Below are 20,256 nucleotides of genomic sequence, written 5' to 3'. Positions count from 1 at the left end.
AGTCCCTCAGATGCCTTTTGCATCCACTAAAAGCCATTGGAAGATATCCGGCAGGCGGGCCTGCCATGCCTCCTCGTTGTGGAAATGATTCTGCGCCACGACATAGCGCAGTTCATGGTCTCCTATGCCAAGGCTTTTCAAATGGTTGTAAAAATCTTTCGTCGCCTCAACGTAATCCAGGTGGGAAGTAGAGAACCAATACTGTTCGAGCGATCCCGTATCCATGTAAATTTTGCACCAGCGACCGGTGGGACTGTACCAAAACCGGAATATCTCGCCGTCCGCCCACATAACCGCAGGGGAGACAGCGCCGATCCTGCCGAAAATGCCCGGGTGTAGCCTGCCTGTTACGAGGCTCATCAAACTGCCAAGACTTGATCCCATCACCCCGGTCCAATGGGGCTCCGTAAGAGTGCGATAGCTCTGATCAATAAACGGCTTCAGATGATTGACCAGGAAGTCGACGAACAGCCATCCGCGCCCGCCGCTCTCTACAGCCGGTTCCCACCAGGGAGAATATTCCGAAAAGCGGTCAGGCAGGTGATCGACGGCAACGATGATCCAGGGCAGGATTCGACCTTCCATGACGAGCCAGTCCATGGTCGTGTTTGCGCACCACGTATGGTAAAGGGCCGACTCCGGATGGCTGAATACATTTTGTCCGTCAAACATGTAAAGCACCGGAAGGCGCCGTTCCGGTTCCGAATAACAGGCATCCGGGGTATAGATGCGTAACGTTCTTACCGTCCTTTCCGGGTAGGAATAAAAATCACGGATAATCCGAATGTCACTCATGTTTGGTCAAATTGAATAATGGGCATGTTTCGTCTCTATTTGTCATTCCCGCGAAAGCGGGAATCCAGTAATGATTTCGTGGTTCTCCGCTTGCGCGAGGGCAGTGTCTGGACTCCCGCCTCCGCGGGAGTGACATGGTTTTTGACTTTTTACGAGTTCATCAACCTTAAAGCTTATATCGCTGTTTTCAAACAGGGTTACGGATAGTGTCCCGGCCATAAGAAAGCTTATGCCTTCCATACCCTCTTCAGGCGCAGCGAATTGCTGACCACAGATACGGAACTCAATGCCATGGCGGCTGCGGCAAACTCCGGATTGAGAAGAATTCCGAAGAATGGATACAAAACACCTGCTGCAACGGGAATTCCCAGTATGTTATAGAAAAACGCCCAGAAGAGATTTTGTCTGATTACCTTCATGGTCTCGAAAGAGAGCCTGATTGCCATGGGCACCGACTTGAGATCGTCCTTTATAAGGGTAATGTCGCTTGCTTCCATAGCCACGTCCGTTCCGGCCCCGATGGCAATCCCGATATCTGCCGCTGTCAGTGCCGGCGCATCATTAATGCCGTCTCCCACCATTGCAACAACCTCACCCTGTTCCCGCAGGCGATTGATTTCGGTTGCCTTATCTGCCGGCAGGACCTCAGCCATGATTTGCTCTATGCCGAGAGCGATGCCAACAGCCCTGGCCGTGCTGATATTGTCTCCTGTGATCATGGCGACCTTAAGCCCCATGTCCTTCAGTGTGGTAATAGTTTCTTTTGCCGATTCCCTGGGAACATCGGAAAGGCCGATAATTCCGATGGCCTTACTTCCTTCGGCAATAAATACACACGTCTTTCCCTCATCGGCGAGTCTTTTTGCGTCATCGGCAAGTCCGTTAACCTGTATACCTTCTTTTTCCATAAGTTTGAGGTTTCCCAGGAGGCATTGATGACCATTCATGACAGCCCTGGCGCCGAGACCTGAGATGGCCTCAAATTGATCGATATGGACGGACCGCAATTGTTCACGATGACCTCGGTCAACTATGGCCGCCGCGATGGGATGTTCTGAAAGGGCTTCGAGGGCCATGGCAATTTGTAAAACCCTGCTCTGCTCTTCGCCGGGTCCGGCCAGTACGTCAGTAACCTCAAGTTCTCCTCTGGTCAGTGTGCCGGTCTTGTCGAAAACTACGGTCGTGAGTTTGTAGGCCTTCTCCAGACTTTCTCCCCCTTTGATCAAAATACCGTGTTCAGCGCCCAGGCCGGTTCCCACCATAACCGCCGTTGGTGTTGCCAGGCCCAGGGCACAGGGACAGGCGATAACCAGGACGGATACAAAATTTAACAGGGCCCGGCTGAAGACAGGATCGGGGACGAAGAAATACCAGACAACAAAGGTGGCCATACCGATTACAAATACAACCGGTACAAAGATGGATGCAACTTTGTCCGCCAGCCTCTGGATAGGGGCCTTTGATTCCTGAGCCTCCTCGACGAGACGGATAATCTGGGCGAGGGCTGTTTCAGCTCCTACCTTGGTTGCTTGAAATACAAAGCTTCCGCGTTTATTCATGGTGGCAGCGAATACCTGCTGTCCCGCTTCTTTGACGACAGGCATACTCTCGCCGGTAAGCATGGACTCGTCGACGGCAGAGGTTCCCGAAATAACCAGCCCGTCGGTTGGGATCTTTTCTCCCGGCCGGACCAGGATGAGGTCCCCTTTTATGACTTCTTCGATGGGAATATCCACCTCTGACTCATCCCGGATTACTCTGGCTGTTTTTGGCCTGAGCCCCATCAGCCGTTTGATGGCTGCGGAGGTCTTTCCTTTGGCCTTTGCTTCCAGAAGACGGCCCAGAAGGATCAAGGTGATGATCATAGCGGCGCCGTCATAGTAGACATGAGGAGCTATATCGGCGCTTGCGAAAAACCGGGGATAAAAAGTAGCAAGGACAGAGTAGAGGTAGGCTGCAAGCGCCCCTACCGCCACAAGTGTATTCATATCCGTGGTTTTAAGTCTTGCCGCCTTTATGGCGCCGATGTAAAACCTGCTTCCCACCCAGAACACGACGGGAGTCGTGAGGAAAAACAGGAAAATCAGCATGGCCTGTCTCGGAACGGCCATGAGAAAGGGAAACCAGTGCTGCATGGAGCCCATGAAAATAATAACGCTGAGAACCGCACCGACGATAAATTTGATTGTGAGTTCTTTAACTTCCTTTTCCCTCGATGCAGTGACAGGATCTTCACGGGTGTCGTCCGGGACGCCCAAATATTCGTAACCCTGATTGGAGATTATCTTCTCCAGGGCTTCAATGCCTCCCCATTTTGTCTCGTGTGTGATTGTTGCCCTGGCCGTAGCAAGATTAACCGCCACGTCGGTCACGCCGTCAACTGACTTTAGAGCCGACTCCACACGGCGTACACAGGCCGCACAGGTCATGCCTCCGACAGAGATTGAGGTCTTTTCAGGCGACTTCATACCCCGCCTTCCGGATACGTTCTTTGATGGTTTCCATATCAACCGGATCCACCTCATCGAACGCTGCCTCACCGTTTTTAAGATCTACTTTGACGTTTCTGATTCCGTCGATATCCCTCAAGACCTTGGTGACCGCCATTACACAGTGATTACAGGACATGCCCTTGATTTTTATTGTTGTCATAACATCTTCCCCCCTTTATGGATTTGATGTCTCTCTATGGACATCATAATTCAGGCAATAGTGTAAGCAATCTAAATTCAATGATTTTTTTACCATACCTTGAATGCCACTTCAATAAATAATCTTTATGCTGTTGTTCAAAATATCATACAGCAGAATGGCCAAACGGATTAATTTCTTGACAAGACGTTTGTAACTGGTTATTTTAACAATACTTATACTTACATCTTAAGAGCACTTCCTATTGAATACTTTTTTTAAGGGAACTCGGCAAAGCGTATCGATATTATAACCCGCCACAATTGTTTATTTGTGGGAGGAGGTCTACCATGATAAAGCATTATCCTTATGGTACAGGAACAGTCCGGTGGGTTTCCACGGACTGGCTGTATGAAAATCTGAATAAGCAGGAAATGATGATACTCGACGTCCAGCCGAATATTCATGACTACATTGAGGAGCATATTTCCGGGGCCATTTATATCAGTGAGGGATTATTGCGGACCACCATTGATGGGGTGCCTGCCAGGTATGTTCCCCCGGAGACAGTTCAGCCGGTTCTCCGTTATGCAGGACTGAAACCGAAGCTCCCAGTTGTGGTGTATACAGGAACAGGCGCCGCCAAGGGGTGGGGGGATGGTCTGGAGCAGACGATGATGGGATACAGCCTGGCGCGTTTCGGCCATGATTCCATTTATGTCCTTGACGGCGGTCTTGACAAGTGGAAGGGAGAGGGGAAGCCCTTAACGAAACAGTTTCCCAAAACGGAATCGTCCGACTTCACCGTCCGCGTTCAATCCGATTTCTATGTTGATTATAAAGACTTCAAGGCCATGAAGGACCGTGATGGTGTTATGGTCCTGGATGCGCGTCCGGCCGCGGCGTATGAGGGGCAGGCGTTCTGGATCAAACCCGGCCACATCCCCGGAGCTGTCAATGTACCCTGGGCATCTCTGATGGATGATAAAAACAAGCGTCTTCTCAAGCCTGACGAAGAAATAATGGCTATCCTGAATGCAAACGAAGTGAGACCGGATAAAACCATAATCTGCACGTGCGGTACGGGCCGTGAGGCGACGAATGAATTTATCTTCTTCAAGTGGTACCTCAACTATCCGAATGTTAAGATATACGAAGGTTCATTCACCGAATGGACAGCGTACCCGGAAAACCCAACCGTGACGGGTAAAAACCCCCGGTAGGCGGTTGTGGGTGCATCGGGATAGCGTAAATTGAACGGAGATGTGAACGATGCTCTTCAAGCGGATCGAATCCGAAGGTATCGCGCAGTATTCATATATCATCGGTGACGGCAGGGAGGCCGCGGTAATCGACCCGAGGCTTGACTGCGGCATTTATGTGGAGGAAGCCCACCTGGAAGGTTTCCATATACATCATATCCTGGAAACCCACCGTCATGAAGATTTTGTTTTAGGATCGGCGGCGCTGGCTGTGCGAACCGGCGCCGACATCTGGCATGCCGACAGCCAGTGGGATTACCGGTACGGCAGTGCGGTTAAAGACGGCCAGACATGGAAAATCGGGAGGCTCAAACTGGAATCCATGCATTCGCCGGGCCACACGCCGGGGAGCATGAGCTATCTTCTCTACGATCCCGACGGTATGCCCTGGATGGTCTTCACGGGTGATGCCCTTTTTGCGGGTGACGTTGGGCGCGTCGATTTAATGGGTATGGATCGTGCGCCCGAGATGGCAGGCCACTTATACGATACCCTATTCGATAAGCTTCTTCCTTTGGGTGACGGAGTTATTGTTTGCCCTGCCCATGGTCCCGGTTCTGTTTGCGCCGGTGACATCGGTGAGAGGATGTGGACAACCATCGGCCTGGAGCGCCGAGATAATCCTAAATTACAGGTTGCCGATCGGGATGAATTTATTTCACTCACGGCAAAAAAACTGGGATACCCCCCCTATTTCCGGCAGATGGAAAAACTCAACCTTGAGGGAGCTTCCCTCTGTGAGATTCTTCCTGTGCCTCTTACAATACATGAATTTACAAGCGTTGTTCAGGATGCAATCGTTCTCGATACAAGGACGGAGCTTGCTTTCGGCGCCTCATATGTGCCGAAAGCTCTCTCCATATGGTCTGCCGGATTGCCAAGTTTTGCCGGATGGTTTCTTCCCTGCGATAAGCCGATACTTCTGGTCAATGAATCCAACAACCCGGATCAAGTTACCCGATATCTGTTTCGTCTGGGATATAGTAATATTTCCGGTTTTCTTTCCGGAGGGATGCTCGCGTGGCATATGGCCGGCCGGGAAACCTCATCGATTAAAACGGTTGCCGTGCAGTCGTTCTGCTCTCTCCTTGATCAGGGAGCACCGCCATGGATTTTAGATGTAAGGAGCGATACAGAGCTTGAATATGCAGGCGTGGTGACGGGCGCTTATCATATCCATCTGACCGAGCTTATGGGTCGTGTGAATGAAGTCCCCAGGGATCGCACTGTATTTATCTTTTGCGGCAGCGGTCTCCGTTCAATGATAGCTGCAAGCCTTTTGAAACGTGAAGGATGGCAATATCTGGTTGTCGTACTGGGCGGACTGGCAGGCTGGAGATCGGTCAGTTGTCCCATCAGGAGAAATTGAGCTGTTGACACCTTTTCTATATTTATCGTATATAGATCAGATATTTCAGGGAAGCATAAACAAATAAAGGAACCGAAGGGACATAATCAATGATCATCAGATGCTGGGGCGCACGGGGTTCAATACCGGTTTCCGGGGAGGAATACGTAAAGTATGGAGGTGATACAACCTGTCTGGAAATAAGAACAAAAGATGATGAAATCATCGTCATTGATGCCGGATCAGGCATCAGGAGACTCGGTCACAGGCTTATTTCCGAAAAACGCTTTCAATGTACAATGATTTTTACCCATGCCCATTGGGACCATATCATGGGGTTTCCTTTTTTCAACCCCATCTATTCAAAGAAAACACGTATCTCCATGTACGGATGCCCGTTTGCGCAGGTGTCGGTAAAACACATGATCTCTAAAATTATGGCGCCTCCCAATTTTCCGGTCAATTTTGAAAAAATACGGGCCGAGATTGATTACCATGAAGCGTGCCAGAGTGTTTTTACGATAAAATCGATGACAATTACTCCAATCCCGTTAAGTCATCCCAATCAGGGCGTTGGGTATAGATTTGTTGAAGACGGCAAGAGTTTTGTTTTCCTTACGGATAATGAGTTGAGGTTTAAACATCCGGGCGGTGCTGATTTTCAGCATTATCGCGATTTTTCCGACGGCGCCGACCTTTTGGTACATGACGCCGAGTATACGGAGCAGGAATATAAAAAGACGAGGTCCTGGGGACATTCTGTTTATAAAGATGCCTTGCAGTTAGCCCTCGAAGCCAGAGTGAAAAAATTCGGGTTGTTTCATCACAACCAGGAAAGGTATGATAAAGGCGTGGACGAGATAGTTGAAGATTGCCGTGAAGTCGTCGCGAATAATCATGCCGAGTTGGAATGTTTTGCCCTTCATCAGGGGATGGAAATTAAATTGTAGATAAGTGTCTGTTGATTTGAGAGTGAATCATATTTATGGAGGTATGGAAAATGAAGGATGAAGCAAAATCCAGTACAATAAGGGTAGGGAAGAGTTCTAAGGCCGGTATAATTTTATTTGCTCTTTTTGCTCTTCTTCCCCTGCTAACAGTTAGCCCGATAACGGCTTATGCAAATCCTCCAAAGGACGTAACACTTGTATACAATAGTGCCTCGCAAACGTTGGAGGTGACTATAGTGCATGAATCAGCTTCACCCACTTGGCATTACATCAAAAAAGTGGAAATCACAAAGAATGGTACGTCTATCGGTGTTAATGATTACAAGAGTCAACCGGATAAGACAAAATTTGTCTACTCTTATAAGGTGCAGGCAGTCCAAAATGACGTCCTAGAAGTGACCGCAACATGCAATATATACGGTTCAAAAGCAGTAAAATTGACTGTTGGTAAATAGGCACGTTGATTATGGCGGACCTTATTGGTTCTCTCCTGTATTTTCATGCAGGTTTCATGCTTGCAGGATTCTTTTCAATGATGTCGGGTGCAACGGTAGCCATGTTTCTGAGGCGCAAGAGGTGGTGGCTCAGATTTCACAAAGCCGCAGGTATTCTGGGCGCCGTGAGTGTTCTTTTTGGTTTTGCTGCAGTCATCTCCATGATTACTTTTTCCGGTGGAGAGCACTTCGGTGGAACACATACGTATATTGGCGCCGTAACCGGTGTGGTTGCTTTTATAACGCCCTTGCTGGGTATCCTGCAATTTAAAGTTCAAGGTTATTCAGTGGAAATCAGGGTTATGCATCGATGGTCCGGCCGATTCGTTCTCCTGTTCGCAGTTATCACGATTATCTCTGGGTTGCGGCTCGTCGGAATTGTGTGAGGCATAAACAAATTTTAATTTCCCCCAAGCCTTGCTGCAAATGTTTTTGAGCACCTTGGGCGGTAAATTCTCAAATTATGAGGTGAAGGAGAGATTACAAGATGAAGATACTGATCGTTTATTATTCCATGTACGGCCATATCCATCGCATGGCCGAGGCCGTTGCGGAAGGGGCACGTGAGGTTGCCGGTGCGGAAGTCCTGATGCGCCGTGTTCCGGAAACACTTCCGGAAGAAGTCCTCAAAAAAATGGGGGCTCTGGAAGATCAGAAAGGTTTTGCTGACATACCCCTATGTACTATGGATGAGCTTGCCGCTGCCGATGCTATTATCTTCGGAACGCCGACACGCTTTGGAAATATGTGTGGGCAGATGCGTCAGTTTCTCGATGCGACAGGGGGGCTCTGGGCAAAAGGCGCCCTTGTCGGTAAGGTTGGGAGTGTATTTACAAGTACCGGCACGCAGCACGGGGGGCAGGAATCGACTATTCTCAGTTTCCATGTTACCCTGCTCCATCAAGGGATGATCCTGGTGGGGTTGCCGTATTCGTTTCAGGGTCAGACGCGGACGGATGAAGTGAGTGGTGGGTCTCCCTACGGGGCTTCTACGATTGCAGGAAGTACAGGCGCGCGCATGCCGAGTGAAAACGAGCTGGCCGCAGCCCGGTTCCAGGGCCGCCATGTTGCCACGATTACAGCCAGGCTTGTAAAATAACAGGTGCCGGCGTCACGCATTGTATAAGGAGATACCGCGTCTTTTCCTGCAAACGCACTCATTAAAAGATGCAGATTGTTCATGGAAATGTTTGTGAAAGTAAAAATAATTATTTGTATAAATTTCATATCCCATTGTGAACAAACTGCATAATATAATTAGGGAAGTTGGTAGGCTCATCGACTTCCTGGTGAGGATATTACGCGGCTTTAAGCGCAATCAGGGCATTCTGTTGTCTGGTGCTGTCGCCTATTACACCCTGTTATCAATCGTACCCATGTCAATCCTCATCTTAATTGTGCTGTCGCATTTTATAGACGAAGGTCAGTTGGTTCATACATTATCGAGGTATCTGGAAATGATGATACCCGGCTATGCTGCAACTTTGACTGATCAGGCGCGAGTATTTCTTGAGCACCGCAAGGTGATTGGTATTATTGGATTTCTGGTCATGTTGTTTTTTAGTTCCATAGCCTTCACGGTGCTTGAAAACGCCATGTCGGTGATCTTTTTTCGGCGTGTCAGAATTCTCCGTCGCCACTTTCTCGTTTCCGCCATCATTCCGTATGTGTATATCTTTTTGATCGCTCTGGGTATATTCCTGGTATCGTTTATTGCAGGGACATTAGAGATACTGGCAGACAGGCAATTGATAATTTTTGGATGGAGTTTGAGCCTTGAAAACACCCCCGGAGTTGTGCTGTATATACTGGGGATGATTGGTGAGGTGCTTATGCTCACGTCACTCTATCTGGTTATGCCTGTGGGGCGTATTACCTTTCATCATGCTCTGATCGGAGGGATTACCGCAACGATTTTATGGGAGATCACCCGTCGCATACTTGTCTGGTATTACTCGTCCATATCCTTTGTAAATTTAATTTATGGTTCTTTCGCCACAGTTGTAGTGTTCCTTCTCAGTATAGAGGCTGCAGCGTTAATCCTTCTGTTGGGTGCTCAGGTTATAGCAGAATTTGAGCGTAAGGCTGATGAATTAACCAAGGGGGGCCTATCAGACTTTGAGACATGATTCTTATTATGTGTAAGTTACGTTTTTTGACTTTTTTTGCCTTACTTATAGAACATTTCCAATCGGTTATTGTTAATCATCTGACATCTTATAACCTTTCTCATTAAAGAGCCGTAAACAGACATCCACTACTTCAGGGTCATAGAGTATGCCCCTGGTTCCTTTAATATCATACATTGCTACATTAATTCCCCAGGCCGGCCTGTAGGGTCGGTGGGAAGCAATGGCATCCACCACATCGGCGACAGACAGGATCCGTGATTCCACGAGAAGATTGTCTCCCGTTAACCCATTCGGGTATCCCGAACCATTCATCCTCTCATGATGTTCAAGAACCATCCTGGCAATTTGCCAGGGAAAGTCAATATCCTTCAGAATGTCATACCCGGACAGGACATGTGTTTTCATTACCTGGAATTCTGAATCTGTTAATCTCGTCGTCTTGCTGAGAAGCTCTACAGGGACGAATATCTTGCCGATATCATGAATCATGCTTGCTATGCGGATGCCATCGAGCTGATCACTCGTAAGATTCATTTCTGTCCCAATGGCAAAGGCAAGATTAGTCACCCTCAGATGGTGTCCCGCCTTGTAAGCATCATTTTTTTCAAGAGTGAAGGCCATGGCCTGAGCAGTTTCAAAGAGCCGCCGGTATCGGGTTTCTGAGATTTGTATTGTAGATTGGGCATGTCCGGTTTCATCTTCTGATTTTTTCATTTCGTCGAGGTGAAGATGCATTTCATTCAGCTTGCTAATAAGTTCTTGTTTCGTTTTGTCTTCGTCGTTCATTTGCGAAACCTCCATTCATTAATAAGGAAGTTATTGATTTCGTTTCCGGAAAATAAGCGACCTTCTATCATATCCATACCATTATATTATACCATTGTTACAGCGTTTTAAACCACAAAGATAAAATAATTACAATTGATGCCTTTCACATTAAGGATCGAAGATTCCCCGAGGCGGGCTGCGGGGAGCTTCAATGCATATGATCATATATGAACAATTCGTTCAGTGACGCAAATCACAAGAATAGTATTGCCTTTCTTGGCATCAGAAGTGGGGAGTCAGGTTTGGAAAAGGTTTTCAACATGTAACCTTTCCGCACCGGTGCATAGAAATCTCAGAGTTTTGACATAAAATATGGTATGGAGGAAACTCCGGTTTTCATGTATAATTCGAACGAATTGTTTTGTTTCCTTGATGGTAACGGCCAAGATTAGTTGAATCGCAATGAGGGTGTCATGCACAAAGGAAAGGGATGCGCAGGATTGAACAGGAGAGATTTCTTGAGAGTTGGCCTGCTCGGGACCACATCGGCTCTGCTCGGGTGGGAAAACCTTGCCGAAGCCATGAACTATGCATCATCGGGGGACTTCGTCTTTCCCACACCTGTCTATCGAACCCTAGGACGAACAGGAATGAAGATTACGGTTGTAAGTTTCGGGGCGATGCTTACACCTGAGGCAGAGGTGATGAGGGTCGCCTTTGATCACGGCGTCAACTATGTCGATACCGCGCGGCGATACATGGGAGGCAAAAACGAGGAAATCGTCGCAAAGGCCTTGAAGGGCAAGCGTGACAAGATATATGTGGCGACGAAGACACAACCTGCCTCGAAGTCGAAAGAGGCCATTATCAAGGATGTTGAGACAAGCCTCAGGGCGCTTGAAACCGACTATATAGATGTCATCCAGCTCCATAATCTCACCGGCAAGGATCGGGCATTCATTCCGGAGACGCGAGAGGCCCTCGTCAGGCTGAAAGAGCAGGGAAAGGTGCGTTTCTTCGGGGTGACCACGCATACAAATCAGGCAGAGGTGCTCCATGCACTTGTGGAAGATCGCGACAGGTTCTTCCACACGGCCCTCGTAGCGTACAACTTCAAGAGCGGCAAGGATGTAACGGAGGCGATAGCAAGGGCCGCCCAGGCAAACATCGGGATAATTGCAATGAAAACACAGGCCGGAGGTTATACAACCGGCGCGTTGGGTCCGATCAGCCCCCACCAGGCCGCCCTCAAATGGGCGCTTCAGAATAAGCATATCACCGCCGCAATTCCCGGCATGAGAGACATGGCGGAACTCAGGGAAGACATCGCTGTAATGGGGATGCGTTTCGGGTATCTCGACGGGCTTATCCTGAAACGCTATGGCGCCGCTGTACGGCCTTACTACTGCCACCTCTGCGGAATGTGTGAGAAAACGTGTCCAAGGGGTGTAGAGATCAGTACGATCAACCGTTGCCTTATGTACGCAGAGGCTTACAGGAGCGCTGAACTTGCCCGGTCCACGTACTATGAGATTCCTTCGCGCGTATCCGCTTCTGCTTGCCTCAATTGCACGGACTGTGTGGCAAGCTGTGTCCACGGACTCGATATTCCGGTGAAGATGGAGCGGGCCAGGAAGCTTCTGGCATAGGGAAATAATACACGGTAATTTGTGCCGGACAGGGATGGTGTCAATGGATCGATTTGGTGTGATCTCTGCAATCATCACATGCGTTTTAGTGCTCACATTGTCTGTGCCCGGGCCGGTCTTTGCTGCTGACAGTTCCATCACAAGCGTTCTGCCCGCACGCGGGTTTGCGGAAGACTGGGTCGTGGACGGCAAGGCAACCCTCTACACCAAGGATACCCTGTTCGATCATATAAATGGCGAAGCGGAACTCTATTTCCCCTACGGGTTTGAGCAACTCGCCACGGCCACCTATATAAACAAGAGAGATCAACGGTTGGCGGTCGAGGTAGATGTCTACAGGATGGCCTCTCTGCTTGATGCCTTCGGGATTTACTCCAACTACCGGAGGGCCGATGCGGGAGGGGTTACGATCGGCGCCGAGGGATTTGTCTCTTCGTCTCAGTTGATGTTCTATCAGGACAGGTATTTTGTGAGGCTTCAAGCCGCGGGAACAACGAGCATTGAACAAGACATATTTCTTGCGTGTGGCCGGGCTGTTTCACAGAACCTTCCGCTCAATGCAGGCCGTCCCGGAGAGCTTGAGATTCTCAGGATACCGGGTGTTGTACCGAAGACTGAACGGTATATCGCTCAAAGCCTCCTGGGATATGCATTTTTCCGCAGGGGCATTATAGCCGATGCAATTTTAGAAGGTGAACAGGTGCAGGTCTTCGTGGTGCCTGAGAATTCTCAGGATGCTGCGAGAAAGACATTGGATCACTACCGATCTTACCTGAATTCATCAGGAAAGGGCGTTCACGTGACCGAAGCCCCGGATCGGATCTCTATAGAGGCTGTCGATCCCCTGTACAGGGGTGTGTTCGTGGAGCAGTCAGGCCGTTATATTATCGGTGCTGTGAGAGTGAAAGTGCCTTCCGCGGCGAAGCAACTTGTCGAACAGATGCGGGGACGCCTTGGCGGCGGCTAATGCAGGGAGGGGATTTTATATCATGCCAACGCAGATCAGGATAACGGTGGATAATGTGATAGTGAGGGCCGAACTGTTTGATACAGCATGTGCGAAAGCCATTGTTGAAAGGCTTCCCATTGAGGCAAGCCCTGACGAATGGGGAGATGAATTTTATTTTGAGATACCGGTAACTGTGTCCCTCGATGAAACGGCAACGACAATGGTAAAAGTTGGTGACATCGGATATTGGCCGCCGGGAAAGGCAATGGCCATATTCTTCGGCCCCACGCCGATGAGCGCCGGTTCCGACCCCGTTCCCGCAAGTGCAGTCAATCTTGTAGGGAAAGTGACAGATGATGCGACCCTTTTGAAGAAGGCAAAGCCTGCCGCTGCCATCAGGATTGAAAAAGTAGGGGATAAATAATAATCGTCGTTGGGTATCACCGATGCAAGGAATCATCCAGATAGCCGGTATTATCGATCAGGAAGAAGCTGATATGCTTGTTGACGCAGGCGTCCATCAGATCGGGTTCCCGTTCGGACTTGCCGTTCATAAAGAGGACATCACCGAAGAGGATGCGTCTGAAATCATCCGCCCGCTGAATCCGCGCGGATCCGCCGTATTGATTACCTATTTGAATGAGGCGGAAAAGATCCTGGATTTCTGCAAAAGAATTGGAACCGGCAAGGTACAGTTGCATGGCGATATATCTGTTACAGAGCTTTTCAGACTGAAGGTGCTTGCCCCCGAGCTCATGGTTATTAAAAGTCTCATCGTGAGAGATCATAACCTTTCGGAGCTGGAATCTTCCATTTCCACATACAGTCCTCACGTTGATGCATTTATTACAGATACATACGATCCGATGACCGGCGCATGCGGGGCGACCGGCAAAACCCATAATTGGGATATCAGCCGCAGACTTGTCGATATCTCTCCCAGGCCGGTCATGCTGGCCGGCGGTCTTCATCCGGAGAATGTCCGTAGAGCCATAGCGCATGTGCGTCCCGCCGGTGTGGATGCGCATACGGGTGTAGAGGGCCCCGACGGCAGGAAAAATACTGAGCGTGTTCGGGCATTTGTCATGGAAGCACTATCGGCTTTTTCTGATCTCTGCAACGATGAACTCTTTTTACAGGGTTTTAAGGGGAGAGTGAAACCATGAAACAGTTTACCGTTCGTACCAATGCCAGGGCCGAGATGATCGACATCACCGACCGCATCAGAGCCATGTTGAGAGAAAAAAGGATCAAAAACGGCATCTGTCACGTTTTCGTTCCCCACACCACGGCAGCCGTTACCATCAATGAGAACGCCGATCCGGATGTGCCGCGGGACATCCTGATGGAGCTTGATAAAATTGTTCCGCTCAATGATCACTACCGGCACAGTGAGGGGAATTCAGCAGCGCACATCAAAGCGTCCATGATGGGTGTATCGGAAACGGTGTTTATAGAAGACGGCGAACTGGTCCTCGGTACCTGGCAGTCAATTTTTTTCTGTGAATTTGACGGCCCGCGGACGAGAAAGGTAATTGTCAGGCTGACCCCGCTCGAATGAGAAAAATAATTCCGTTCTCCTTATTCACGAATTAATTTATCTTGTAATTTTCAGAAAAAATCCTTACTATCGATGCAAATTGTCAGGGGAAAGGGGAATGCCATGGAACAACAACTTGATCCCAAACTTCCACTCTTACAGAATGCCGATGTAGAAGATAAAATTGTCCTGTTGCGTGTTGACCATAATGTTGTTAAAAAAGGAGCCATCGAAGACCCGTTCAGAATAGATCAGACCATTGGAACCATCTTCAATATTGTCGAAAGGGGCGGCAGACCGATCATCATGACGCATATCGGAAGGCCGCGGGACAAAGCAGGCAAAATTAAAGTAGATAAATCAACATCGGTGGAACCAATTGCCGAATATCTGGAGCGCAAACTTCATACAAAGATATACTGCCCAACGTTCAGGCCGGAAGGTGATGAAGGAATAAAAAGCATCGACACCTCGATAAATCTTGCCGTAAAAAATCTGAGAGAAAAAAGGATCGGCGCCATATACCTTCCGAATACGAGATGGTTCCAGGGAGAAGAGTCAAAAACGGAGTACAGCGACGACTTCGCACGCCAACTGGCAGGCCTGGCCGATGTCTTCGTGAACGATGCCTTCGGCTCCTGGCAGCCGCACGTCTCCACCTATCATATAACGAAGTATCTCCCATCGTTTGCGGGATATCTCATGCAAAAGGAGATACAGAATCTTTCGCAGGTTCTGCAGCCCGAAAGGCCGTTCATCTCCGTCGTGGCAGGTTCAAAATATAATACAAAGATCGGTCCCCTCAACGAAATCTATAAGAAAGTTGACAAATTGATCCTCGGCGGCATCATTTATAATACCTATCTTTGTGCGAAGTATAATATATCGATCAGCGGTATTGAACAGGAGGATATCGAAGCTGCCGGGAATCTCGTCGAGATGGACAAGAAACAGCACAAAATACTGGAACTTCCGTATGTGTATGAATCGGATACCATGGAAGGAAAGGTTGAGGGGAAATACAGGATCAGGTCGATAAAGGAGTTCAAAAAAGGTGCGAAACTTCCTTATATCCTTGATATTGCAAAAGAATCGTTCGAAGATCCGGAGGTATCAGATACGCTGAACTCAGCAAAAACCATTTTTGTTAATGCTGTTATGGGATATACGCCGTATTTTAACGAAGGCTCTGCGGCCCTCGATAGCAAAATCGATCAGAATGTGGCAGCACATAAACTCTACGGAGGCGGGGATACGCTTCAGGAGTTTAAAAATCTGTGCCCCGGCCTTTATTTATCGACGCTGGATAATTCGAAATACTATTTCTTCACAGGCGGCGGTACGGTGTTAAAGGCCATTGAGGAGGGTTCGCCATACGGCCTCGAGGCGGTGAAAGCACTCGTTGACAACGGCGGAAAAGCTCCGTAAGGATTACAGAATTAAATCCATCTCACGGCGAACTAACATATTCCCCTTTCGATTCACCCAGATAAAGCTTTACTTTTTCCCTTAGCCAGGTGGGCAGTTTTATTCCTAAATCCGATAGACGGGACTCGTATTTCATGAACGATCTTATATGCCGAGAGGTGGTAACAAATATCTTAAAATATACTTGGAGACTCCCCTCAATCTCCTTACGGAGCATCATATCCTTGTTGAGCATGTCTTCTGTCGGGGCGATTACCCGGTAGTTTATGGGACGGCATAGTGATCTGTAAAACACAAAACGCTGCAGAATTGCACTCTCATAATTCTTTTCCCGTATACTTTCTTCAACACGGTTAAGATCAACGTAATCAAGAAGATGGTAGTCAAATTTATCCTTAAGGATTTCCGCGATCATCTCCTCTGCGTTTTTCAGATAGTCGCACACCTCACTGCCGCCGACACATTTTCCGTTACATTGCATGTATTTATTATCACACCGCAGATAAAGGACGACATCTATATCCGAATCTGACTGCGATATGCCGAAATTAACAGAGCCCATAACGTCCATTGCAATATCGGCTTTCAGTTTATCTTCGATCAGATACGTGATATCCTCTAAAGCGTTAAGCCGTTCCTCCGTTTCCTGGGTCTGGAATTTCCTGTAAAACTGCTTTATATCATTATACAATGTGACTTCAGGTATGTGAGAATCCTTAATATCCTTTTCATCATAGTTCTTCCCCGCCTCTAGGGCGTTGTATCTATCCGGGTCTATTATCTCTCTGATTAATTTGCCATTATTGATATGATAGTCGGCAACGTCATAAATCCTCCCGTTATAGAATTTCTTGAATATAATCCCCCGTACCTGCTCAGCCTCTACGTTAATAGAATAATAAAATCCGCCCTCCGCGACATTCCCGGATGTTAAGGTCACCTCTCCGAAATTCGATGGGTTAAGGTACAGGGTATTCTCATCAAGCTGAGCGCCCCAATGTTGATGGATATGGCCCGTCAGGCACATCATCACCGAATTGTCTTCACAGTAACTGCGCAGCGCCGTAGATCCGATCGATCCACCTGAAGTCAATTGATCATGGATTCCGTATGCAGGCTGATGGGTTACAATAATGTGCGGATTTATCGCCTTGAAAAAGTGGTACATCTCATTGTCCCTGTCATGGTACTTCATTTTTTCCTGGGAATGAACGACATACCTTTCAGGGATCCCAGGCGTCCATATGGCCGCTCCGCCATAACCGCAAATCCTCAAATCCTCCAGTTGATACCAATGCAAGTGCAGGTCATGCTCATGCAAAGCCGTATATTTAAGATCCATATCATAATTTCCCGGAAGGCAGAAAACCCGCGATCTCTGTTTCATGGAGATAATGCTTCCTAATACCTTATATTTTTGCTGCATAACCCTGCGGGCTCTGATCGTGTACTCCTGGTATTGGGTTCCTGATTCCTGTATATCGTCGGGAATATCGGGCTTTTCTAAAAGATCATCGACAAAATCCTCAATAAGCATATCTTCCCTTGACATCTTTCGTCTTAACCCATGGAAATATGATTGCAGTTCGTGGTAGCGTATGGAGGTATTCATACTGTAGAAAGGGATATCGATCAGATCACCGGAGATAATATACACATCGGCAAATGTTTCGTTCAGGAGATCATTCAGTTTATCAAAGTCTCCATGGATATCAGCCAGATAAATGATTTTCATATCTTCGTACACCCATACTGTATAATGTCCGTAACCTGCCCCATGTATATATCATATATTACGATAGAGTTCTGTGGTTTTTTTGATTTCCGACAGAGAGGTGTTAATGCAGTATTTTTTGAAGGAATTGGCCCGTAATGGATTCTTCTGCGCGAGCAACCTCTTCAGGGGTGCCGGATGCAACGATCCGGCCTCCGCCGGGACCTCCTTCAGGGCCGAGGTCAATGATGTGGTCGGCGCATTTAATGACATCCATGTTGTGTTCTATAACCACTACGGTGTTGCCCATATCGACCAATCTCAAGAGAACATCCAGCAATTTCTGAATATCCGCCGAGTGGAGGCCTATGGTAGGCTCATCAAGGATATAGAGGGTGTTGCTGTTGCTTCGCTTTCCCAGTTCTCTTGATAATTTTATCCGCTGGGCCTCGCCTCCGGACAGGGTTGTTGCCGACTGCCCTAACCTGATATACCCCAGACCGACATCGAACAGAAGCTGAAGTTTGGATCGTATGGCGGGAATATTATCGAAGAAAGACAATGCCTGGTGAACAGACATATCGAGGACACCCGCTATGTTTTTATCCTTGTATTTGATTTCAAGCGTATCCAGATTAAATCTCTTCCCGCGACAGACGTCACACGTCACGTAGACATCGGGCAGAAAGTGCATTTCTATTTTGATTAAACCATTCCCCTCACAGGCCTCGCATCGACCCCCCTTGACATTAAAACTGAAACGTCCTGGCTTATAGCCCCTGATCCTCGATTCGGGAAGGCCGGTGAAGAGATCCCGAATATGGGAAAAGACGCCGGTGTACGTTACCGGATTTGAACGAGGGGTGCGTCCTATAGGCTGTTGATTCATCATGATGACCCTTTCGATGCCTCCCATGTCTACAATCCGCCGTATCTTTCCCATCCCGCCTTTATTCAGTTCGTATTATCAGTCCACTCATCGCCTCCCCACAAAAAAACAAAAAAACAGCGATTGAAGAAAAATCTCCAACCGCCGGAATGTCAGAAATGGTGCGGGATCGCAATGTCATTAATCTGAATTGTCAATAGAAAAGATTTGACCCTTTTCCCCCCCGATTATTATTTCTTATTTTTTTTGTTTGGATCGATATATCCAACTATGTTAATTTTTTTCTCAATTTCCTTCATATTTCTTCCAGTTACTTTCCTTTCCGTTACGCCGTTATAACCATAGTTAGTTTCCCGAATAGTAATACTTTTATTTTTCCCTTTATTATCAACCTTCTCAACAACAGCAACATGTCCATATGGCCCCTCATTAATGATAGCAGCGGTATTTTTCTTGGGTCGATATGAATTTCTTCTGTCTTCTTTATCTTTTTTACTTGTAAGTCCATGCCCTAAATTTTTAATTTGGCTCTGTGCATATCCTGCACAATTGCCACCATTTGGATCTGAACCAAGTCTCTTAGTAGTTACCTGCGGTTCTTTTTTAGCATTATTTTTCTTATTGTTTTTTCCAAAAGATGGTTGGATCATCATAAAACATATACAAAGCCCTAAAAAAATCGTTAAGAATCTTTTCATTGCGTAGACACCTTTCTCATTTGATTTAGAGGTTAATTTCCTTTTTGATAAGGCATTGCTTGTTTATTGTTCATGGGTATAATAAACGCGGTCTGGTATGTCAAGGAAATCTTGGCCACAAAATGTGGGGTGCGGCACTGATGACCGCACCAGGGATGTATTGCGAGATCCGACCTTATGAGAAATCTGCTTACCTTTTGGTTTTTTCACCCGTCATAAAGGCCGATTCGGCCGTAATTCAGACAGCCCTCTTTCCTGAACGTCTCCAATTATCGATACGTTACGACCAAAGGGTGTATGGGGGCATCCACCTATAAGTTAAGGATTACGGGAAACAGCGTTCACCGCTAGGGCTCACCGGGCCAGACCAGTGCAGAGGCCCGGCAAAGCATCTTTGAGGATATCCGATTCTTTTACAACCGAATCAGGAGTCATCGCTCTTTGCCTTCTTCTGTTTCTTCTGTTCCTGTATCGTTATCGTCTCATCCTGTAATATCCAGCCACGAGCATTCATGCATGCATTAAACAAGTTATCGTTTGTTATTACTGCACTCGATGAAGCGCTGCTACGACCCTCACGAGAATACTCAGAAACTCTTTGCTGAGATTCTTTTAGACAGGCATATCTATCTTTTGCAAAACCTTCAGGGGTAAAGCCTGGCTTGTACCATCTTAGCGTCGGTGTCGGTTTCGGTTTCGGCACACTCGCTATAATAGTCAACACACCAAATAAAACTACAAGTCCCACAATCATCAGGCGAACATAAATCAGTAGACCTTTGTTGATCCTCATTATTCCATCCTCCTTTTTGAAGGTCAATAGTACACAAAATACGGCAACAGTACCAGCAAAAACTGAGAGCATATCCAATACATCAACGGTGCCGTATAAAAAATAAATCATGCCCCTTTTTAGTTCAGAAATTACCTTCCGGTAGATGGGAAGATTCTCATACTGGGCCATTAGTTATGTCTGGTAAAGATCAGGTCCATATTTTCCCCCGCGACC

21 protein-coding genes and 1 pseudogene are annotated in these 20,256 nt (G+C 47.6%); 13 read left to right on the top strand and 9 right to left on the bottom strand.

Annotated features, from left to right (window positions below; genetic code table 11):
* Positions 1–6: 6 nt before the first annotated feature.
* Genes NTW12_08305 through NTW12_08290 form a run of 4 tightly spaced genes read right to left on the bottom strand, consistent with a single transcriptional unit; the run spans position 7 to position 3,447 of the window.
* A complete protein-coding gene (locus tag NTW12_08305) occupies positions 7–795 on the bottom strand; it encodes an alpha/beta hydrolase-fold protein (protein ID MCX5846343.1) in 789 nt (262 codons plus the stop codon).
* Positions 796–837: 42 nt separating this feature from the next.
* A complete protein-coding gene (locus NTW12_08300) occupies positions 838–1,035 on the bottom strand; it encodes a hypothetical protein (GenBank protein ID MCX5846342.1) in 198 nt (65 codons plus the stop codon).
* Complete coding sequence (locus NTW12_08295) at positions 1,023–3,263, bottom strand: heavy metal translocating P-type ATPase (protein MCX5846341.1); 2,241 nt, start codon at positions 3,261–3,263, stop codon at positions 1,023–1,025. Before NTW12_08295 ends, NTW12_08300 begins: the two co-directional genes overlap by 13 nt.
* Complete coding sequence (locus NTW12_08290) at positions 3,250–3,447, bottom strand: cation transporter (GenBank protein ID MCX5846340.1); 198 nt, start codon at positions 3,445–3,447, stop codon at positions 3,250–3,252. Before NTW12_08290 ends, NTW12_08295 begins: the two co-directional genes overlap by 14 nt.
* Positions 3,448–3,776: 329 nt before the next feature.
* On the opposite strand from NTW12_08290, the gene NTW12_08285 reads away from it, so the two are divergent.
* The 7 genes from NTW12_08285 (at position 3,777) to NTW12_08255 (ending at position 9,609) form a co-directional block, all read left to right on the top strand.
* On the top strand, positions 3,777–4,649 hold the full coding sequence (locus NTW12_08285) for a sulfurtransferase (protein MCX5846339.1): 873 nt from the start codon (positions 3,777–3,779) through the stop codon (positions 4,647–4,649).
* A 49-nt stretch (positions 4,650–4,698) separates the two neighbouring features.
* The gene (locus NTW12_08280; GenBank protein ID MCX5846338.1) at positions 4,699–6,057 is read left to right on the top strand and encodes an MBL fold metallo-hydrolase; all 1,359 of its coding nucleotides are present in this window, start codon (positions 4,699–4,701) and stop codon (positions 6,055–6,057) included.
* A gap of 89 nt (positions 6,058–6,146) precedes the next feature.
* Positions 6,147–6,986, top strand: coding sequence for an MBL fold metallo-hydrolase (locus NTW12_08275; protein MCX5846337.1), 840 nt, complete (start codon positions 6,147–6,149; stop codon positions 6,984–6,986).
* A gap of 50 nt (positions 6,987–7,036) precedes the next feature.
* Complete coding sequence (locus NTW12_08270; GenBank protein MCX5846336.1) at positions 7,037–7,441, top strand: hypothetical protein; 405 nt, start codon at positions 7,037–7,039, stop codon at positions 7,439–7,441.
* An 11-nt stretch (positions 7,442–7,452) separates the two neighbouring features.
* Positions 7,453–7,866 carry a hypothetical protein gene (locus NTW12_08265; GenBank protein MCX5846335.1) on the top strand — a complete coding sequence of 138 codons (414 nt, stop codon included), beginning with the start codon at positions 7,453–7,455 and terminating at the stop codon, positions 7,864–7,866.
* 101 nt (positions 7,867–7,967) lie between these two features.
* Entirely contained in the window at positions 7,968–8,579 is a 612-nt protein-coding gene (gene wrbA, locus NTW12_08260; GenBank protein ID MCX5846334.1) for an NAD(P)H:quinone oxidoreductase, read from the top strand.
* A 136-nt stretch (positions 8,580–8,715) separates the two neighbouring features.
* Positions 8,716–9,609, top strand: a complete 894-nt coding sequence (locus tag NTW12_08255) for a YihY/virulence factor BrkB family protein (GenBank protein MCX5846333.1) — start codon at positions 8,716–8,718, stop codon at positions 9,607–9,609.
* A gap of 72 nt (positions 9,610–9,681) precedes the next feature.
* Here NTW12_08255 and NTW12_08250 read toward each other — a convergent pair whose 3' ends face one another.
* Positions 9,682–10,398, bottom strand: a complete 717-nt coding sequence (locus NTW12_08250) for an HD domain-containing protein (protein ID MCX5846332.1) — start codon at positions 10,396–10,398, stop codon at positions 9,682–9,684.
* Between the two features lie 455 nt (positions 10,399–10,853).
* Between NTW12_08250 and NTW12_08245 the strand changes: the two genes are divergently transcribed.
* The 6 genes from NTW12_08245 (at position 10,854) to NTW12_08220 (ending at position 15,946) form a co-directional block, all read left to right on the top strand.
* Positions 10,854–12,029, top strand: coding sequence for an aldo/keto reductase (locus NTW12_08245; protein MCX5846331.1), 1,176 nt, complete (start codon positions 10,854–10,856; stop codon positions 12,027–12,029).
* Positions 12,030–12,072: 43 nt separating this feature from the next.
* Positions 12,073–12,996 (top strand): hypothetical protein, encoded by a 924-nt coding sequence (locus NTW12_08240; GenBank protein MCX5846330.1) that lies wholly within the window; start codon positions 12,073–12,075, stop codon positions 12,994–12,996.
* 22 nt (positions 12,997–13,018) lie between these two features.
* Positions 13,019–13,402 (top strand): cyclophilin-like fold protein, encoded by a 384-nt coding sequence (locus NTW12_08235; protein MCX5846329.1) that lies wholly within the window; start codon positions 13,019–13,021, stop codon positions 13,400–13,402.
* Positions 13,403–13,424: 22 nt separating this feature from the next.
* Positions 13,425–14,144, top strand: a complete 720-nt coding sequence (locus NTW12_08230) for a phosphoribosylanthranilate isomerase (GenBank protein MCX5846328.1) — start codon at positions 13,425–13,427, stop codon at positions 14,142–14,144.
* A complete protein-coding gene (locus NTW12_08225) occupies positions 14,141–14,539 on the top strand; it encodes a secondary thiamine-phosphate synthase enzyme YjbQ (GenBank protein ID MCX5846327.1) in 399 nt (132 codons plus the stop codon). The genes NTW12_08230 and NTW12_08225 overlap by 4 nt, the downstream gene beginning before the upstream one ends.
* Positions 14,540–14,641: 102 nt before the next feature.
* Positions 14,642–15,946 carry a phosphoglycerate kinase gene (locus NTW12_08220; protein ID MCX5846326.1) on the top strand — a complete coding sequence of 435 codons (1,305 nt, stop codon included), beginning with the start codon at positions 14,642–14,644 and terminating at the stop codon, positions 15,944–15,946.
* 22 nt (positions 15,947–15,968) lie between these two features.
* On the opposite strand, the gene NTW12_08215 is transcribed toward NTW12_08220, so the two are convergent.
* From NTW12_08215 to NTW12_08200, 4 genes and pseudogenes are all read right to left on the bottom strand, one after another.
* Entirely contained in the window at positions 15,969–17,681 is a 1,713-nt protein-coding gene (locus NTW12_08215; GenBank protein ID MCX5846325.1) for a metallophosphoesterase, read from the bottom strand.
* 103 nt (positions 17,682–17,784) lie between these two features.
* Positions 17,785–18,567: pseudogene (locus NTW12_08210) on the bottom strand (excinuclease ABC subunit UvrA).
* A gap of 212 nt (positions 18,568–18,779) precedes the next feature.
* The gene (locus tag NTW12_08205; GenBank protein MCX5846324.1) at positions 18,780–19,247 is read right to left on the bottom strand and encodes a CHAP domain-containing protein; all 468 of its coding nucleotides are present in this window, start codon (positions 19,245–19,247) and stop codon (positions 18,780–18,782) included.
* 424 nt (positions 19,248–19,671) lie between these two features.
* Positions 19,672–20,211 (bottom strand): hypothetical protein, encoded by a 540-nt coding sequence (locus NTW12_08200; protein MCX5846323.1) that lies wholly within the window; start codon positions 20,209–20,211, stop codon positions 19,672–19,674.
* Positions 20,212–20,256: the final 45 nt, after the last annotated feature.

Source organism: Deltaproteobacteria bacterium (assembly GCA_026388545.1).
In the GTDB taxonomy this organism is placed as follows: Bacteria; Desulfobacterota; Syntrophia; order Syntrophales; family UBA2185; genus JAPLJS01.
The sequence above is the reverse complement of the archived record's forward strand: the minus strand, read 5'-3'. Positions and strand labels throughout refer to the sequence as shown.